The sequence below is a fragment of the Streptomyces uncialis genome (genome assembly GCF_036250755.1).
Lineage (GTDB): Bacteria > Actinomycetota > Actinomycetes > Streptomycetales > Streptomycetaceae > Streptomyces > Streptomyces uncialis.
Genome location: NZ_CP109583.1, coordinates 254,647 through 269,206, shown reverse-complemented (window position 1 = coordinate 269,206; position 14,560 = coordinate 254,647). Strand labels below are relative to the sequence as shown.

Below are 14,560 nucleotides of genomic sequence, written 5' to 3'. Positions count from 1 at the left end.
CGGCACGCGGCTGTGGCGACGGGCGCGGATGCCGCACGCGTTCGGCGGTGGCGTCACCGCGGTCACGGTGACGCCACCGCCGAGCGGGACGGTCGCGGACCCGGCCCGTCGGCCGGGCAGTCGGTCAGGGAGCGGACACCCGGGCGAACTCCTCGGTGAAGGCGCCGGTGAAGTCCTTGAGGTCATCTGGCCGCCGACTGGTGATCAGGACGTTGGGGCCGTTGCGGCAGACACGCACCGGCTCGTCGACCCAGGTACCACCCGCGTTGCGGATGTCGGTGCGCAGGCTGGGCCACGACGTCAGGGTCCGCCCGCCGACCACATCCGCCTCGATCAGGGTCCAGGGCGCGTGGCAGATCGCGGCCACGGGTTTTCCGGAGTCGAAGAACGCGCGTACGAACGCCACGGCGGACTCGTCCATGCGGAGCGCGTCGGGATTGGCGACGCCACCCGGCAGCACCAGCCCGTCGAAATCCGCGTGGTCCGTCCCGCCCACCACCTGGTCGACCGGGAATGTGTCGCCGCGGTCGAGGTGATTGAACGCCTGTACACGTCCCTCCTCGGTGGAGATCAGCGACGGACTGCCGCCCGCGTCGATCACGGCCTGCCACGGTTCCGTCAGTTCCACCTGTTCGATACCTTCGGGGGCCACCAGGAAGGCGATCCTCACGCTGCTCACTCCTCTCCTGCTCGGTGCCACCATCGGGAGCGCGCTGGTCGGGAGCGGCGCCGTCCGCGTGGAGAGCGGCTTGTGGGTACCGCGCTCGGGGTGGCTTCTGGAGCCCCGGCTACCCGTGGCCCACCGGACCATTCACGCCCGGACAGCCTCGTGGCCGAACCGTTCGCGGCTGGCGCGGGGCCGTCGGCTGCTCCGGCCCGGGCCCGCCCGCTGGATCGGGCCGACCGGCGTAGGGTCGACCGCGTTGGGGCCGACCGGCGTTCTGCCGTGGTATGTCACCGAAAGCCCCTATTCTATTCGGCGTCCCCTTGTTCCGCAGCGGACGGCGTCCCGCGTGCGAACGGTGGCCACCCGCCGTGCCGGGGGAGTCACGGCCTGTCGGCCGAGGCCGTCAGACCACGGATCGGGCCGTCGAGTTCCCGCTGGTAGAAGTCGAGGAAGCCGTCGGGGTCCGGCCCCGCGTTCAGCAGGGCCAGGGTGTCGAAACCCGCGTCCACATAGCGCTGCGCGCGTTCCAGATGCACGCCCACGTCCGGGCCGCAGGCGAACGCCTGGAGCATGTCGTCCTCACCGACCGTGGTGCAGGCCGCGTCGAAGGCGGCGGGGCCAGGCAGCTCGGTGAGCACCTTCCAGCCGTGGACCGACCACCGGAAGGAGCGGTGCGCGGCGTGGGCGGCGGCCGACGGGTCGGCCGCCCAGGCGAGCGGCACCTCGGCGTAGCACGGGCCCGTGCCGCCCGTGTCCCGGTAGACGCGGACGAGTTCCGGGTCGTCCTCGGTGGCGAACAGGGCGTCCCCCAGTTCGGCGGCGAGCGCTGCGGCACGTGGGCCGCCTGCCGCCAGGGCGATGGGAGGCGGTGTGCCGGGCAGATCGAAGACGCGGGCGTCACGCAGCCGCAGATGCTTGCCCTCGTAGGAGTGGTAGCCACCGGTCCACAGGAGCCGGATGATCGCCACCGCCTCCCCGAGGAGGTCGTGGCGGACGCGCACCGATTCGGGAAAACCTTCCGTGACGTGCTCGTTGAGACGTTCCCCCGAGCCGAGACCGAGGGTGAAGCGGCCGTCGGACAGCAGGGCGAGGGTGGCGGCCGCCTGGGCGATGACGGCGGGGTGGTAGCGCACGGTCGGGCAGGTCACGCCGGTCGCGAGTCCGATCCGTCCGGTCCGTTCGGCGATGGCGCCGAGAACTGTCCACGCGAAGGGGGAGTGGCCCTGCTCCTCCAGCCAGGGATGGTAGTGGTCGCTGATCTCGACGAAGTCGAACCCGGCGCTCTCGGCCCGTACGGCCTGGCGGACGAGCTCGGCGGGTCCGAACGACTCCGCCATCAGCTTGTAGCCGATCCTCATGGTCCTCCTCCTCGTCCCGGTCCTCGCTTCCGGTCTCCCCGCGCCGGTCTCCGCACCAGGTCCCCTCACCGGTGCCGTCGCGCAGTGGGTGGGGCGGCTGTCGTCGTCTCCCGCGCGTCCGTGCCCCGACCGGATGCCCTGGTTCGATGACAGCACGGGACGAGGTCGGCCGCACAGCCGTGCCCACGGAACACGGCTGTCCGGGCCGTTCGGAGCGGGGGAGCGGTGTCAGTCCGTGTACGGGGTGCGGGTGAGGATCTCGCAGCCGTCGGCGGTGACCAGCGCGGTGTCGGAGAAGGCGTGCGTGCCCTGGGGCCCGCCGACGAGCCAGGACTGGACATGGAAGGTCATGCCCGCCCTCAGTTCCATGGTGTTGCCGGGGCGGAGCGTGCGACTGCCGCCCATCCAGCCCGGCGGGAAGCCGATGCCGATGAGGTAGCCGCAGTGGTGACGTGCGAACGGTTCGCCGAGACGTGTCTCCATGGCCGAATGCCAGGTGGCGAAGACCTCCTCGGCGGTACTGCCGGGACGCAGCGTCGCGCACAGCTCCTCCATCGCCGCGCGGGACGTCTCGGCGGCCCGCGCGTCCTGTGCGGCGTCGCGGGGATCGAGATGGTGGAGACGGGCGAGGGGCGCGTGATAGCGGCCGTGCGCGGCGGAGAGTTCGAGGAAGACGGCGTCGCGGGGACCGAGCCGATGTCGTGACCAGGTCAGATGTTCCTGGTCGAGGCGATCGGCGGTGCGTACGAGAGGCGCGAAGGCGGGGAGGTCTCCGCCGTCGCGCAGCATGGCCGCGTACACGGCGGCGGCGATCTCGTTCTCACCCGCCCCCGCGGTGGACGCGGCGAGGCCCGCCGCCATGGCCGTGTCGGACAGCCGGGCCGCGACACGGATACGGGCGATCTCACGGTCGGTGTGCACGGAGCGCCGCGCGCCGAGCAGAGCGGAACAGTCCGCCCATGTCACGTCCGCCGCGGTGCGCAGCCGGTCCCAGACGACGGGAGGCAGGCTGAGCGAGTCGGCCTGGTAGCCGACGGTCCGGACAGCCGGTACGAGCTGGGTGAGCACGTCGAGCAGCGCGTCGGCCGGATCGGTGGCGTCGCCGTAGCCGTGATGCCCCACGCCTACCGTCTGCGCGGCCGCGGTGGGGGCTTCCATGGCCCGCTCGACCAGCACGGGGGCGCCGTCGATGGGCACCAGCAGGCCGGTCACGGCGAAGTGGCCCTGGTGATCCAGACCGCACAGATAGTGGATGTCCTCCGGCGCCGTGACCAGCAGGGCCGTCAGCCCCTGCCGCTCCATCGCCGCCCGGGTCGCGAACAGCCGCTCCTCGTACTCCTCCGGCGGGAACCCCGGTGCGCTCAATTGCGTGACGGGCACATGGTGTTGTGGACGAGTCATGACACAAGTGTGCGGCTGCCCGTCGCGATCCCGCCGCCCGGCCTCGACGGCGTGAATCCGTGCGGGTGCCGGAGGCGATCGTATGTGCGACGGCGAGGTGCGCCCCGTGACCGCCCGCGCGGACGGTCCGGGCGGGACGCGACCCCGGCGGCCGGGCGAGGTACCGCCCGTCCGAGTCGCGTCGCGGGTGAGGAGCGCGGAGGCCGTATGCCGCCGTGACCAGCATATGATCGACACTTGCGGTGATGATTAGGCAAGGCTTACCGTACCCAATCGCACCACTCGGGGCTCGGCCGTCGTACCGGTCCGCCCGCGGCGAGCGCTTCACCGACGCAGCCTGGCCGTCCGCTGCCGGAATTCTCGCCGACAGGACCCACGTGAACCATTCCCCCCTCGGTCTGTACAGCCCTGCCCGCGAACACAGCGACTGCGGTGTCGGCTTCGTGACCCGTCTCGACGGCGTGCCGAGCCACGACGTCATCCGCAAGGGCGACGAAGCGCTCCGCGCCATCCCGCACCGCGGCGGCAAGTCCGCCGAAGGTGTCGGCGACGGCGCGGGCGTGAGCGTCGATCTGTCGGTGGAGTTCTTCGGCGCGCTCACCGGCGAAGAACTGCGCGCCGGACACTTCGGCGTCGCGAACTGCTTCGTCCCGACCGACGCCGCCCGCCGCGCCGCCGCGGTCGACCTCGTCGCCCGGAGCATCGCGGGCCAGGGGTTCGAGGTCCTGCTGGTCCGCGACGTCCCCGTGGATCACGGCGTCGCCCGGCCCGCGGCCGAGCGGTACCAGCTGCCCGTAGTGCAATGGGTGTTCCGCGCCCCCGAGGACTGGGAACGCGCCGAGGTCGACGCCGCGGCCAACCGCGCGCTGCTCGCCGTCGAGTCCGTCGCCTACGCCGACGACACCCACAGCGGGCTGTACCCGCTGTCCCTGAGCGCGCGGACGCAGGTGCTCAAGGGACGGCTCAACTCCGACGAGGTCATCGGCTACTTCCGCGACCTCCGCGACCCCCGGCACTCCGTCCGGTCGCTGTACTTCCACACCCGGTTCTCCACGAACACCGAGCCGCACCCCACCATGGCGCAGCCGTTCCGCCTCATGGCGCACAACGGCGAGCTCAACACCGACCGCAAGAACCGGCTCTCCGACGAGGCACTCGCCCGCGCCCGCACCCGGAGCATCGTGCGCCCACCCGGGCAGTCGGACTCCAGCAGGCTCGACCAGACCTTGCAGAGCCGGGTGTTCGACGACGGACTGGACATCGTCGAGGCCGTCGTGTCCCTCATGCCGCCCGCGTGGGAGAACGACCGCACCCTGCCCACCGCCGTCCGCGACATGCTGGAGTACTTCTCCCTGTACGAGGAGAAGAACGACGGCCCGGCGGCCGTGATCTTCAGCGACGGGAACGTCGTCGGCGCCCGCCTCGACCGGCTCGGACTGCGCCCGCTGCGCACGGTGGAGACCGCCGACTACCTCATGGTGTCGTCGGAGGCCGGCCAGGTCGCCTTCCCCGACGACGAGGTCGTCCACCGGGGCCGTATCGAGGCCGGCGGCATGCTCGTCGTCGACCACCGCACCGGCCGCCGGATGCGCACCCGCGAGATCCTCGACACCCTCGCCGCACGCCGCCCCTACTCCGAACTGCTCACCGCGGCACGGGTCGACCTCGACGACCTCCCCGCCCCCGACTACGAGCGCGGTACGACGACGCTCGGGTACGACGGCGACCTGACGCTCGCCGGGCGGTACGTGGCCTACTCGCTGAACCAGGAGAGCTTCCGGTTCATGCTCGACCCGATGCTCGCCAACGGGTCCGAACGGATCTCGGCGATGGGGTACGGCAACGCCATCAACGCGCTCAGCGACACCGAGGGCGGTATGGCGAAGTACTTCTCGCAGCGCTTCGCCCAGGTGACCAACCCGCCGCTCGACAGCATCCGCGAGGCCGACGGCATGAGCATGCGGGTCGCCCTCGGCCCGAAGCCCGACGGCACCGGCGACACCAACGGCAGGCAGCTCGTCCTGTCCTCGCCCGTGCTCGGACACCTCGACATGGTCCGGCTGCGCGACCAGCGGATCGTCCCGCTGGAGCGGTTCGCCATGCTCTACGTCCCGGTGACCGGTGACGAGACCGCGAACGCCGACGCGCTGCGGTCCGCCCTCGACCGGCTCTGCGACGACGTCGAGCGGTTCGCCACCGAGGGGGGCGGCATCGCGCTCCTCACCGACCGGGCCATCTCCTCGACCCACGCTCCGCTGCCGGTGATCCACGCCGTGGCGGCGGTGAACCAGCGCCTCATCGAGACAGGGCTGCGGCTGCGCGTCTCGATCGTGACGGAAAGCGGTCAGCTGGCCTCCTCCCACCATGTCGCGACCGCCCTCGGCTTCGGCGCCTCCGCCGTCTACAGCCTCAGCGCACGGCTGCGCGCCGAGGAGAAGCACCCGAGCGCACCCGCGCCCGCGGGCGAGATCACCGCCACCGATCTGGCGCTGGCGAGATTCCGCAAGGCGGCCGAGAAGTCGCTCGCCAAGACCATGGGCCGCGTCGGGCTGTGCACCGCCGAGAGCTACATCGGCGGCGAGTTCTTCGAACCGAACTACCTCGACACCCGCGACGACGTGTTCGCCCGGATCTTCCCGCACATGGACGCCCCGGTCGGCGGTGTCGGCTTCGCCCGGGTCGCGCAGGCCGCGACGGACTGGCACGAGCGGGCCCGTACGGTGGAGACCGAGCAGCAGATCCCGCTGCTCGGCCTGTTCAAGGAACGGTCGGACGGCGCCGGGCACTCGTTCGGCGTCACCGCCGTGCGCGGCTTCGGCGGGATGACCGAGGAGCGGCCCGAGTTCGGCCGCCCGGCCGACCCGGAGGCGCTGCGCCTGCTCACCCTCGGCCAGCTCGACGACGCGTTCGGCATCACCGACACCGCGTACCGGAACACCGGGTACGACGCGCTCAGCGACGCCGAGATCGACGCGTTCCGGATCACTCCCGGATACCGCGCCTTCCTGCGGACCACCCACGAGGAGCGGGCCCGCCGCCCGGCCGCGCTGCGCGATGTCCTCGCGCTGCCCGCGGACGTCACCGGGCTGCGCACCCCGGAGGAATTCGCCCGGGAGCTCGGCCGGTTCTCCCTCACCGGCAACGCGAACGTCATGGTCCGCGGGATGACCGTCTCCGTCCAGGAACCGGACACCGGCACGACACCGCCGGACGGCACCGTCACCGCCCGGCTGCGCCTCATGGCCCCGGGACCCGACGGGGCGCGGCGGCACACCGCGCTCGCCGACGGACTCGCGCTCGCGCATCCGGGTGAGGCCGTCACCCGGGAGACGGACGCCGACGGTGTCGTCGTCGCCGCGGTCGGCACCGCCGCGCGACTGCTCACGCTCCTCACGGGCGCGCCCGGGAGCCTGGAGCCCGACGAGGTGCAGCCCGCGCACGAGATCACCCGCGCGCTGGCCTCCGGCGCGATGAGCCACGGCGCGCTGGTGGCGACCGCGCACGAGGCCGTCGCGCACGGCACGAACATGGTCGGCGGCATGTCGAACAGCGGCGAGGGCGGCGAGCACCACTCCCGGTACGGCACCATCCGCGGCTCCCGCATCAAGCAGTTCGCGTCCGGCCGGTTCGGCATCTGGGCGGGCTACCTCGCCGACCCGATGCTCCAGGAGCTGGAGATCAAGATCGGCCAGGGCGCGAAGCCCGGCGAGGGCGGCCAGCTGCCCGCGCCGAAGGTCACCGTCGACATCGCGGCGGCCCGCGGCGGCACCCCCGGCATCGAGCTCATCTCACCGCCGCCGCACCACGACACCTACTCGATCGAGGACCTCGCGCAGCTCATCCACGACTGCAAGGCCGCGCGGGTCCGGGTCGTCGTCAAGCTCGTGTCCTCGGAGGGCATCGGCACCATCGCGGTCGGCGTCGCCAAGGCCGGCGCGGACGTGATCAACGTCGCCGGGAACACCGGCGGCACCGGCGCCGCCGCCGTCACCAGCCTCAAGTACGCCGGGCGGTCGGCGGAGATCGGCGTCGCCGAGGTGCACCAGGCGCTCGTCGTCAACGGGCTCCGGCAGGAGGTCACCCTGCGCTGCTCCGGCGCGCACCAGACCGGCGGCGATGTCGTCACCTCGGCCCTGCTCGGGGCCGACAGCTTCGAGTTCGGTACGACCGCGCTCATGATGCTCGGCTGTGTCATGGCGAAGAACTGCAATGTGAAGTGCCCCGCCGGGCTCACCACGAACGCCGAGGCGTTCGAGGGCGACCCGCGCGCGCTCGCGCAGTACCTGCTCAACATCGCGCACGACGTCCGGCAGATCCTCGCCCGCCTCGGACTGCGCTCGCTGCGCGACGCCCGGGGACGCACGGACCTGCTGCAACTGCTCGACCACCCCGCGAGCGTCGGACGCCTCGACGTACGCAGGCTGCTCGCGCGCGTGCCGGAGAAGACGGTCGCGGACCCGGAGTACCTGGAGAAGGACTTCACCACCGACGACGCCCTGATCGAGCTCGTCCGGGCCGCGCTCCTCGACCGGCGCGAGCCCACCGCGCACATCGAGGGCATCCGGCTCGGCAACAGCGACAAGTCGGTCGGCGGACAGCTCGGCATCGATGTCGAACGGCTCCTCAACCATGAACTCGGCGCCGACGACCTCGCGGGCGTGCCCGCGGTCGTGACCGACGACCGGGGCCGTCGCCGCCTCGCCGACGGCGCCGTCCGCATCCGCACCACCGGGTCCGCCGGCCAGTCGTACGGCGTGTTCTGCAACGACGGAGTCACACTCGAACACACCGGCACCGCGAACGACGGTGTCGGCAAGAGCCAGAGCGGCGGCCGGATCGTCGTCCGTGCCCCGGGCGGCGGCAGCGCCGAACGCGGCGGCAACGTGCTCATCGGGAACTTCGCGCTGTTCGGCGCGACCGGCGGCCGGACGTTCGTCCAGGGGGAGGCCGGTGACCGCTTCGCCGTGCGCAACTCCGGCGCGACCGCGGTCGTGGAGGGCGTCGGGGACTTCGGCTGCGAGTACATGACCGGCGGCACCGTGCTCAACCTCGGCGGCTTCGGCAAGGGCCTCGGCAACGGTATGAGCGGCGGGTTCCTCTACCAGTACGACCCGTCGGGCGAGCTGAGCGGCCGGGTGAGCGCCGACTCCCTGCGGGTGTTCCCGGTGACCGGCACCGAGCACGGCGCCTTCCACGAGGAAGCCGTGCGGCTGCTGCTGGAGTGGCATCTGGAGGCCACCGGCTCGAAGCTCGCGGCCCGGCTGCTGGCGGACTGGAGCACCGAGCGGCGGCACATGTACTGCGGGATGCCCCGGTCGCTGCTGCTGTACCAGGACGCCACCGAGATCCTCGCCGCCGCGACCCGCTCCGAGCTCCTCGACGAGCTCGCGACATCGATCGCGACGGACAAGCTCCGCGCGTTCAAGGTCGACTACCGCGACCGCCGCACCGTGCTCGGCGGCCGTGCCCCGGCGCTCGGTGACCCTGGCGGCGACGACATGTTCTCGCTGCTGTCGTCGTACACGGTGCTCGGCGTCGCGCAGGACCTCGCGCTCAAGCGGGTGCCCGGCGCGAGCGGCCTGGACGATCCCCGGGTCGCCGAGGCCGTCCGCAACCTCGTGCTCACCGAGGACTTCTTCGTCAAGCAACGCGTCGTGAAGTACCTGCGCGGCACCCTGGAGCGGTTCGGCGACGACGAGCTCGCCACGCTCATCGCGATCAAGCGTCTCGACGACTACAAGCGCGCGCTGACGCAGCGGAACAACCTGAGCGTGGACGCCCCCGGCACCTACGGCTGGATCATCCACCAGACCACGAAGAACGCCGGCCGCGTCCGGGCCGCCCGGTTCGACGAACTCCTCGCGACCGCGGCACTTGAGGACATCGCCGGACGACGCACCCCGCAGGCCCCGACCGAAGCGGTGACCACATGAAGCTGATGTCCCCGACCGGTTCCCTCATCCCGGCCGACGCGCCGTTCTCCGCCGAACAGGAGTCCTGGCTCGCCGGGTTCATCGCCGGTATCGCCGCCGCCGGACGCCGGGAGCCCCCGGCGGGCGACGCGCCCACGGCGACCGTCGACGTGCTGTTCGGCACCCAGACCGGGAGCGCCGAACTCCTCGCCGGTGAGCTCGTCGCCGGGGCCCGCGCCCGCGGCCTCGGCGGCAGCGCCACCGAGCTCGACGCCGTCACACCCGAGCGGCTCGCCACGATGTCCCACCTGCTCATCGTCACCTCCACGTACGGCGAGGGCGAGATGCCCGACAACGCCGGACTGTTCTGGGAAGCGCTCCAGGCCGACGGAGCACCGCGGCTGGAAGGGCTGCGCTACGCGGTCCTCGGCCTCGGCGACCGGGGCTACGACGACTTCTGCCAGGCCGCCAAGCTCGTCGACACCCGCCTGGAGCAGCTCGGAGCCACCCGGCTGCACGACCGCGTCGACTGCGACGTCGACTTCGAGGAGCCCGCCGCGGCCTGGACCGCCGCCGTCCTAGACCGGCTCGTCGCCGAGACCGGCACCACGACGGGCGCGGGCGCGGCGGCTGCCGGGGACCCGTCCGCCGCGGCGCCCCCGCCCGCCAGGACCCGCTCCCCCTGGAACAAGCGCAACCCGTACCCCTCCCGCCTCGTGGTGAACCGGCTGCTGTCCTCGCCGGACAGCGCGAAGGAGATCCGCCACTACGAATTCGACCTCGGCGACAGCGGCATCACCTACGCGGCCGGTGACTCGCTCGCCGTCACACCGGTGAACGACGACGCGCTCGTCGGCGCGTTCCTCGAACACCTCGGCGCGAGCGGCGACGAGGACATCGACGGCCGGCCGCTCGCCGGAGTGCTGCGCACCGGACGTGAGATCCGCACCCCGTCGAAGGACCTCGTCGCCGACCTCGTCGAGCGCGCGCCGACCAGCGAGCTCGCCGCGATCGTCGCGCACGGCGACCGGTCCGACCTGGACTCCTGGCTCCGGGGCCGGGACGTGCTCGACCTGCTCCGGGACGCCGGATCCGCCGCACCCGGCCTCGAAGAGCTGCTGCCGCTGCTGCGCCCGCTCCAGGCACGGCAGTACTCGATCTCGTCCAGCCCGCTCGCCCACCCGGACCGGGTCCACCTCACCGTCGCGTCCGTCCGTTACGGGACTCCGGACCGCCGGTACGAGGGCGTCGCGTCCACGTATCTCGCGGACCGGGTCGGCGGGGACGAGCAGGACGCCGTCGTCGGGGTCCACCTCCAGCCGAACGCCTCCTTCCGCGTCCCGGCGGACGACAGCACCCCGATGATCATGATCGGCCCCGGCACCGGCATCGCCCCGTTCCGCGGCTTCCTGCACGAGCGCGCCGCGCGCGGCGCCTGTGGCCGCAACTGGCTGTTCTTCGGGGACCAGCACCGCCGCACCGACTTCGTCTACGAGGACGAGCTGACCGAGCTGGGGGAGTGCGGGGTGCTCACCCGTCTCGACCTCGCGTTCTCACGCGACCAGGCCGAGAAGGTCTATGTGCAGACGCGGATGCGCGAGCGGTCGCGCGAGCTGTACGGATGGCTTGAGGACGGCGCGCACGTGTATGTCTGCGGCGACGCCTCCCGGATGGCGAAGGACGTCGAGTCCGCACTGCTGGGCGTCATCGCCGGGCAACGCGGACGCGGTGACGACGATGCCGCGCAGTACCTGGCGGACCTGCGCCGGGCCAAGCGCTATGTGCGGGACGTGTACTGAGGATGACGGACCATCAGTTCGAGCCGCCGCACACCGACGGCCTGTGCGCGTTCGAGGAACGCTGCGAACGGCGGAACAGCACCGTGCGTCTGATCGACGCCACGATGCCGGAGCTCGCGCACTGCCTGACGCTCTTCCGGCATGTCCAGGCGGTCACCGGCGGGCCGGTCGCACGGATCGACCAGGCCGGCAGCTACGCGGTCCCGAGCCTGCGCGGCGAGGCGTTCGCCGTCCGGCCGGGCTCGATCGCGCTGCGCATCGACGGTGACGGCGACGGCGTCGCCTCGGCCGTGGTCGTACGGGACGAGGGCACCGGCACGGTCGCCCTGCACCTGTTCGACGCGGACGGCCGGACGGCGCACCAGGGGCGGCTGCTCTCCGAGGCGGACCGTCTGCTGGTCGGACTCGCCCGTCCGGTCGGCGCCGGCTCACCCGTCCCCGGACCGTCCGCGCCCTCCGGCACGGCGGATTGGGAGAACGGCGACCAGCTCGCGCAGTTCGACGCGGTCCTCGTGGACGGCGGGGTCGCCCGGCGCAGGGGGTTCGACCGGTACCGGGGCGAGCACCGGACGATCGATGCCGGGGTCGTGCCCGAGGTGCTCGACCATGTCTGCTCCGCCGGGCTGCCGATCGGGGTCGCGGTGTTCGCCCCGGCGGCCATGCAGGCGTGCAGCGGCCTGGTGCACGTCACCGACCAGACCATCGGCGGCCAGGTGTTCGCGGCGGTCGCCGAGAGCGCGGTGGAGATCGAACTGGCGCGGGTCCGGGCCTGCCACCTCGTCCGCTCCACGGCCGCGCACGGCCCGACCTCGGCCATCGAGCTCGACGACGAGGACGGGCGCTGCGTCGCGGTCCTCACCCAGTTCGGGATCGTCGGGGAGCGCGTCCACGCCCAGTGGGAGCATCTGGCGGCGTCGCTGCCCGGCGCGTAGTACGCCGGGGCAGGTGGAGAACCACGCGTCGGCGGGTCGCGCTACGGCGACCCGCTCGCGGACCCGCCGCCGGGGAAAGCAGGGCTCGCCGCCGGGGACGCGGGCCCGGCGCGGCCCGTGGTCCCGGCGCGGTGGCGGTGTCAGACCCGGGGTGCCGCTCTGACGAGCTGCGCGAGATGGACGGCCGCGTCCCGGAGGGGGGTGTCGTCCGCGGTCACCCGGCTCAGCAGCTCGGCGCCCTCCAGCATGCTGATGACCGTCCCGGCGAGCGAGCGGGCCTCGGCCGACGGGATACCGCTCCCGGTCAGCTTCGTCGTGACGAGGTCCTGCCAGTGGGTCAGTGCCTGGGTCGCGGCCTCCTGGAGGCCGGGAACCCGGCCGACGGTCTCCAGCGCGGTGACCGCGACCGGGCAGCCGTCGCTCCAGTCGGACCGTCTGAGGTCGTCGGCCAGCAGCAGGGCGCAGGCGGCCGTGGCCTCGGCCGGGTCCGCGGACGAGGCGAGCCCTGCCGCCAGCATCTCGCCGAACTCCCGCGCGCCATGGTGCATCGCCTCGATGGCGAGCTCCTGCTTGCCTCCGGGGAAGAAGTGGTAGACGGAGCTGGGTGACGCCTGCGCGGTACCGGCGATGCGTTTGACCGAGGTGCTCTCGTATCCCTGCTGCTGGAGCAGGGCGGCCGTGGCCCGGATGATCCGGCGGCGGGTGTCGGCGTCGGACGGGCGCGGGGATGGTGGGGTGGCTGCCATACCGGCGAGTGTACTGGTTGGAACGTTCGGTCCAGCATGCCGTAGGGTCTGGATCGAACGTTCCAACCAGAGCAATGGACGGATAGCGATGAAAGCAGCGGCATCATCTTCGTGGGGGAGCCACCCGGGGTACGGGCGCATGTTCGCGCCGGGCGAGCTGACCGTGGGGCTGTTCCTGCCCCTGTGGCCCTACGCCGGGGACATGGCGGGCCTGCGCGGTCATACCGAGGTCGTCCAGCAGGCCGATCGGGGAGGGTTCGCCGCCGCCTGGGTCCGGGACGTCCCGCTGGCCGACCCCTCCTTCGGGGATGTGGGGCAGGTGTACGACCCGTGGACCGCGCTGACCTGGCTCGCGGCGCACACCTCCCGGATCTCCCTCGCGGCAGGCAGTGTGATCTTCCCTTTGCGGCACCCCATCGACCTCGCCAAGCAGGCGGCCTCGGTGGACCACCTCAGCGGGGGGCGGCTGGTGCTCGGCGCGGCTTCCGGCGACCGGCCGGTGGAGTTCCCCGCGTACGGCCTGGACCACGCGACGCGGGGCGTCCGGTACCGCGAGGCGGTCGACGCGTTCCGCGGGCTGCTGGACGAGGAACGGTCAGGAGGTGCCCATCTGCTGCCGAAGCCGGTGCACGGCCGGATACCGCTCCTGGTCACCGGTTCCTCCCAGCAGTCCCCCGACTGGATCGCCGAGCACGCCGACGGATGGCTGGTCTATCCGGGGGCCACCGCCACCGCCGAAGGCCCCCGGGCCCTCGGAAACAAGATCGGGGCATGGCGGGAGCTGGTGCCCGGCGGGGAGTTCCGTCCGGTCGTCACCAATGAGTGGATCGACCTGGACGAGGACCCGGGGTACCCGCCGACCCCCTTGCGGGGCGGATTCGTGCTGCGTACGGGTACGGAGGGACTGCGCGAACTGCTGGGCCGCTGGAAGGCGGCCGGGGTCAACCACGGCGCGCTCGGAATCCAGCACGGCCGACGGCCCGCGGCGGAGGTGGTGGCGCAGCTCACCGAAGAGGTCGTCCCGCATTTCCCGGCCTTGACGGCCACCGCTCCGGCGGCACCGGCGTGGTGACCCCGATCCGCTCCGCGGACCCCGGCGTCGCGGGCGACGACGGGACGGACCCCGGCGCGTTCCGTGACGCGATGCGGCACTGGGCGACGGGCGTCGCGGTCATCACCACCCGGAGCCCGCTCGGGCCGCACGGGATGACCGTCAACTCCGTGCTGTCGGTGTCGCTCGACCCTCCCACCCTGCTGATCTCCCTGAAACGGGGCAGCCGCACCCAGGGCGTCGTCGAGCGGACCGGCCGCTTCACCGTGAACGTCCTCACCGCGGGCCAGCACGCCCTCGCCGACCGCTTCACCCGGCGCCGGGTGTTCGGGGACGAGGAGTTCCGGGGGTTGCGCCACCGGCCGTCCCCCGAGGGAGGCGGTCCGGAGCTGGAAGGCAGTGCCGCGGTCCTGGGCTGCCGGGTGACCCGGCAGGTGGAGGTCGCGGACCACGTCCTGGTCATCGCGCGGGTCACCGGTGTCCGTGTGCCGTCCGCCGGTGGCCTTGAGGGGCCGCTCCTGTACGCGGGCCGGAGCTACCGGAGTCTCGCGGACCGGGAAGGGGCCGCCGGGGGGAATGCCGGGCGGGAGAGGGGAACCGGGGTGATCGCCGAGCTCTCCGGCCCGCCCGGCCGGGGCTGACCGCGTGCGGCGACGGAGGCCCGGTGACCGGCGGGAAGCGCCGGTCACCGGAC

The 14,560-nt window shown here is 72.6% G+C and carries 9 protein-coding genes; 5 read left to right on the top strand and 4 right to left on the bottom strand.

Annotated features, from left to right (window positions below; translation table 11 throughout):
* Nucleotides 1-124 precede the first annotated feature (124 nt).
* The 3 genes from OG711_RS01180 to OG711_RS01170 all read right to left on the bottom strand — a co-directional run bounded on the left by OG711_RS01180 (nucleotide 125) and on the right by OG711_RS01170 (nucleotide 3,426).
* Nucleotides 125-670 (bottom strand): type 1 glutamine amidotransferase domain-containing protein, encoded by a 546-nt coding sequence (locus OG711_RS01180; RefSeq protein ID WP_329558079.1) that lies wholly within the window; start codon nucleotides 668-670, stop codon nucleotides 125-127.
* A gap of 377 nt (nucleotides 671-1,047) precedes the next feature.
* The gene (locus OG711_RS01175; RefSeq protein WP_329558078.1) at nucleotides 1,048-2,025 is read right to left on the bottom strand and encodes a TIGR03557 family F420-dependent LLM class oxidoreductase; all 978 of its coding nucleotides are present in this window, start codon (nucleotides 2,023-2,025) and stop codon (nucleotides 1,048-1,050) included.
* Between the two features lie 228 nt (nucleotides 2,026-2,253).
* Nucleotides 2,254-3,426 (bottom strand): M24 family metallopeptidase, encoded by a 1,173-nt coding sequence (locus tag OG711_RS01170; protein WP_329558077.1) that lies wholly within the window; start codon nucleotides 3,424-3,426, stop codon nucleotides 2,254-2,256.
* A gap of 377 nt (nucleotides 3,427-3,803) precedes the next feature.
* Between OG711_RS01170 and OG711_RS01165 the strand changes: the two genes are divergently transcribed.
* The 3 genes from OG711_RS01165 to OG711_RS01155 are packed head-to-tail and all read left to right on the top strand — an operon-like array spanning nucleotide 3,804 to nucleotide 12,069.
* Nucleotides 3,804-9,359: a glutamate synthase-related protein gene (locus OG711_RS01165; RefSeq protein WP_329558076.1), complete on the top strand. Its 5,556-nt coding sequence runs from the start codon at nucleotides 3,804-3,806 to the stop codon at nucleotides 9,357-9,359.
* Complete coding sequence (locus tag OG711_RS01160) at nucleotides 9,356-11,137, top strand: sulfite reductase subunit alpha (RefSeq protein ID WP_266504270.1); 1,782 nt, start codon at nucleotides 9,356-9,358, stop codon at nucleotides 11,135-11,137. Before OG711_RS01165 ends, OG711_RS01160 begins: the two co-directional genes overlap by 4 nt.
* A gap of 2 nt (nucleotides 11,138-11,139) precedes the next feature.
* Nucleotides 11,140-12,069: a hypothetical protein gene (locus tag OG711_RS01155; protein ID WP_329558075.1), complete on the top strand. Its 930-nt coding sequence runs from the start codon at nucleotides 11,140-11,142 to the stop codon at nucleotides 12,067-12,069.
* A gap of 140 nt (nucleotides 12,070-12,209) precedes the next feature.
* On the opposite strand, the gene OG711_RS01150 is transcribed toward OG711_RS01155, so the two are convergent.
* Complete coding sequence (locus OG711_RS01150) at nucleotides 12,210-12,815, bottom strand: TetR/AcrR family transcriptional regulator (protein ID WP_329558074.1); 606 nt, start codon at nucleotides 12,813-12,815, stop codon at nucleotides 12,210-12,212.
* 139 nt (nucleotides 12,816-12,954) lie between these two features.
* Between OG711_RS01150 and OG711_RS01145 the strand changes: the two genes are divergently transcribed.
* Together OG711_RS01145 and OG711_RS01140 are read left to right on the top strand one after the other, a co-directional pair.
* Nucleotides 12,955-13,887, top strand: coding sequence for an LLM class oxidoreductase (locus OG711_RS01145; RefSeq protein ID WP_329558073.1), 933 nt, complete (start codon nucleotides 12,955-12,957; stop codon nucleotides 13,885-13,887).
* Nucleotides 13,881-14,507 (top strand): flavin reductase family protein, encoded by a 627-nt coding sequence (locus OG711_RS01140; RefSeq protein ID WP_329558072.1) that lies wholly within the window; start codon nucleotides 13,881-13,883, stop codon nucleotides 14,505-14,507. Before OG711_RS01145 ends, OG711_RS01140 begins: the two co-directional genes overlap by 7 nt.
* Nucleotides 14,508-14,560 lie beyond the last annotated feature (53 nt).

Bases quoted from the DNA above. Each gene is read 5' to 3' on its own strand.
- OG711_RS01175 (WP_329558078.1), bottom strand. From the start codon at position 2,025: ATGAGGATCGGCTACAAGCTGATGGCGGAGTCGTTCGGACCCGCCGAG.
- OG711_RS01170 (WP_329558077.1), bottom strand. From the start codon at position 3,426: ATGACTCGTCCACAACACCATGTGCCCGTCACGCAATTGAGCGCACCG.
- OG711_RS01160 (WP_266504270.1), top strand. From the start codon at position 9,356: ATGAAGCTGATGTCCCCGACCGGTTCCCTCATCCCGGCCGACGCGCCG.
- OG711_RS01155 (WP_329558075.1), top strand. From the start codon at position 11,140: ATGACGGACCATCAGTTCGAGCCGCCGCACACCGACGGCCTGTGCGCG.
- OG711_RS01150 (WP_329558074.1), bottom strand. From the start codon at position 12,815: ATGGCAGCCACCCCACCATCCCCGCGCCCGTCCGACGCCGACACCCGC.
- OG711_RS01145 (WP_329558073.1), top strand. From the start codon at position 12,955: ATGTTCGCGCCGGGCGAGCTGACCGTGGGGCTGTTCCTGCCCCTGTGG.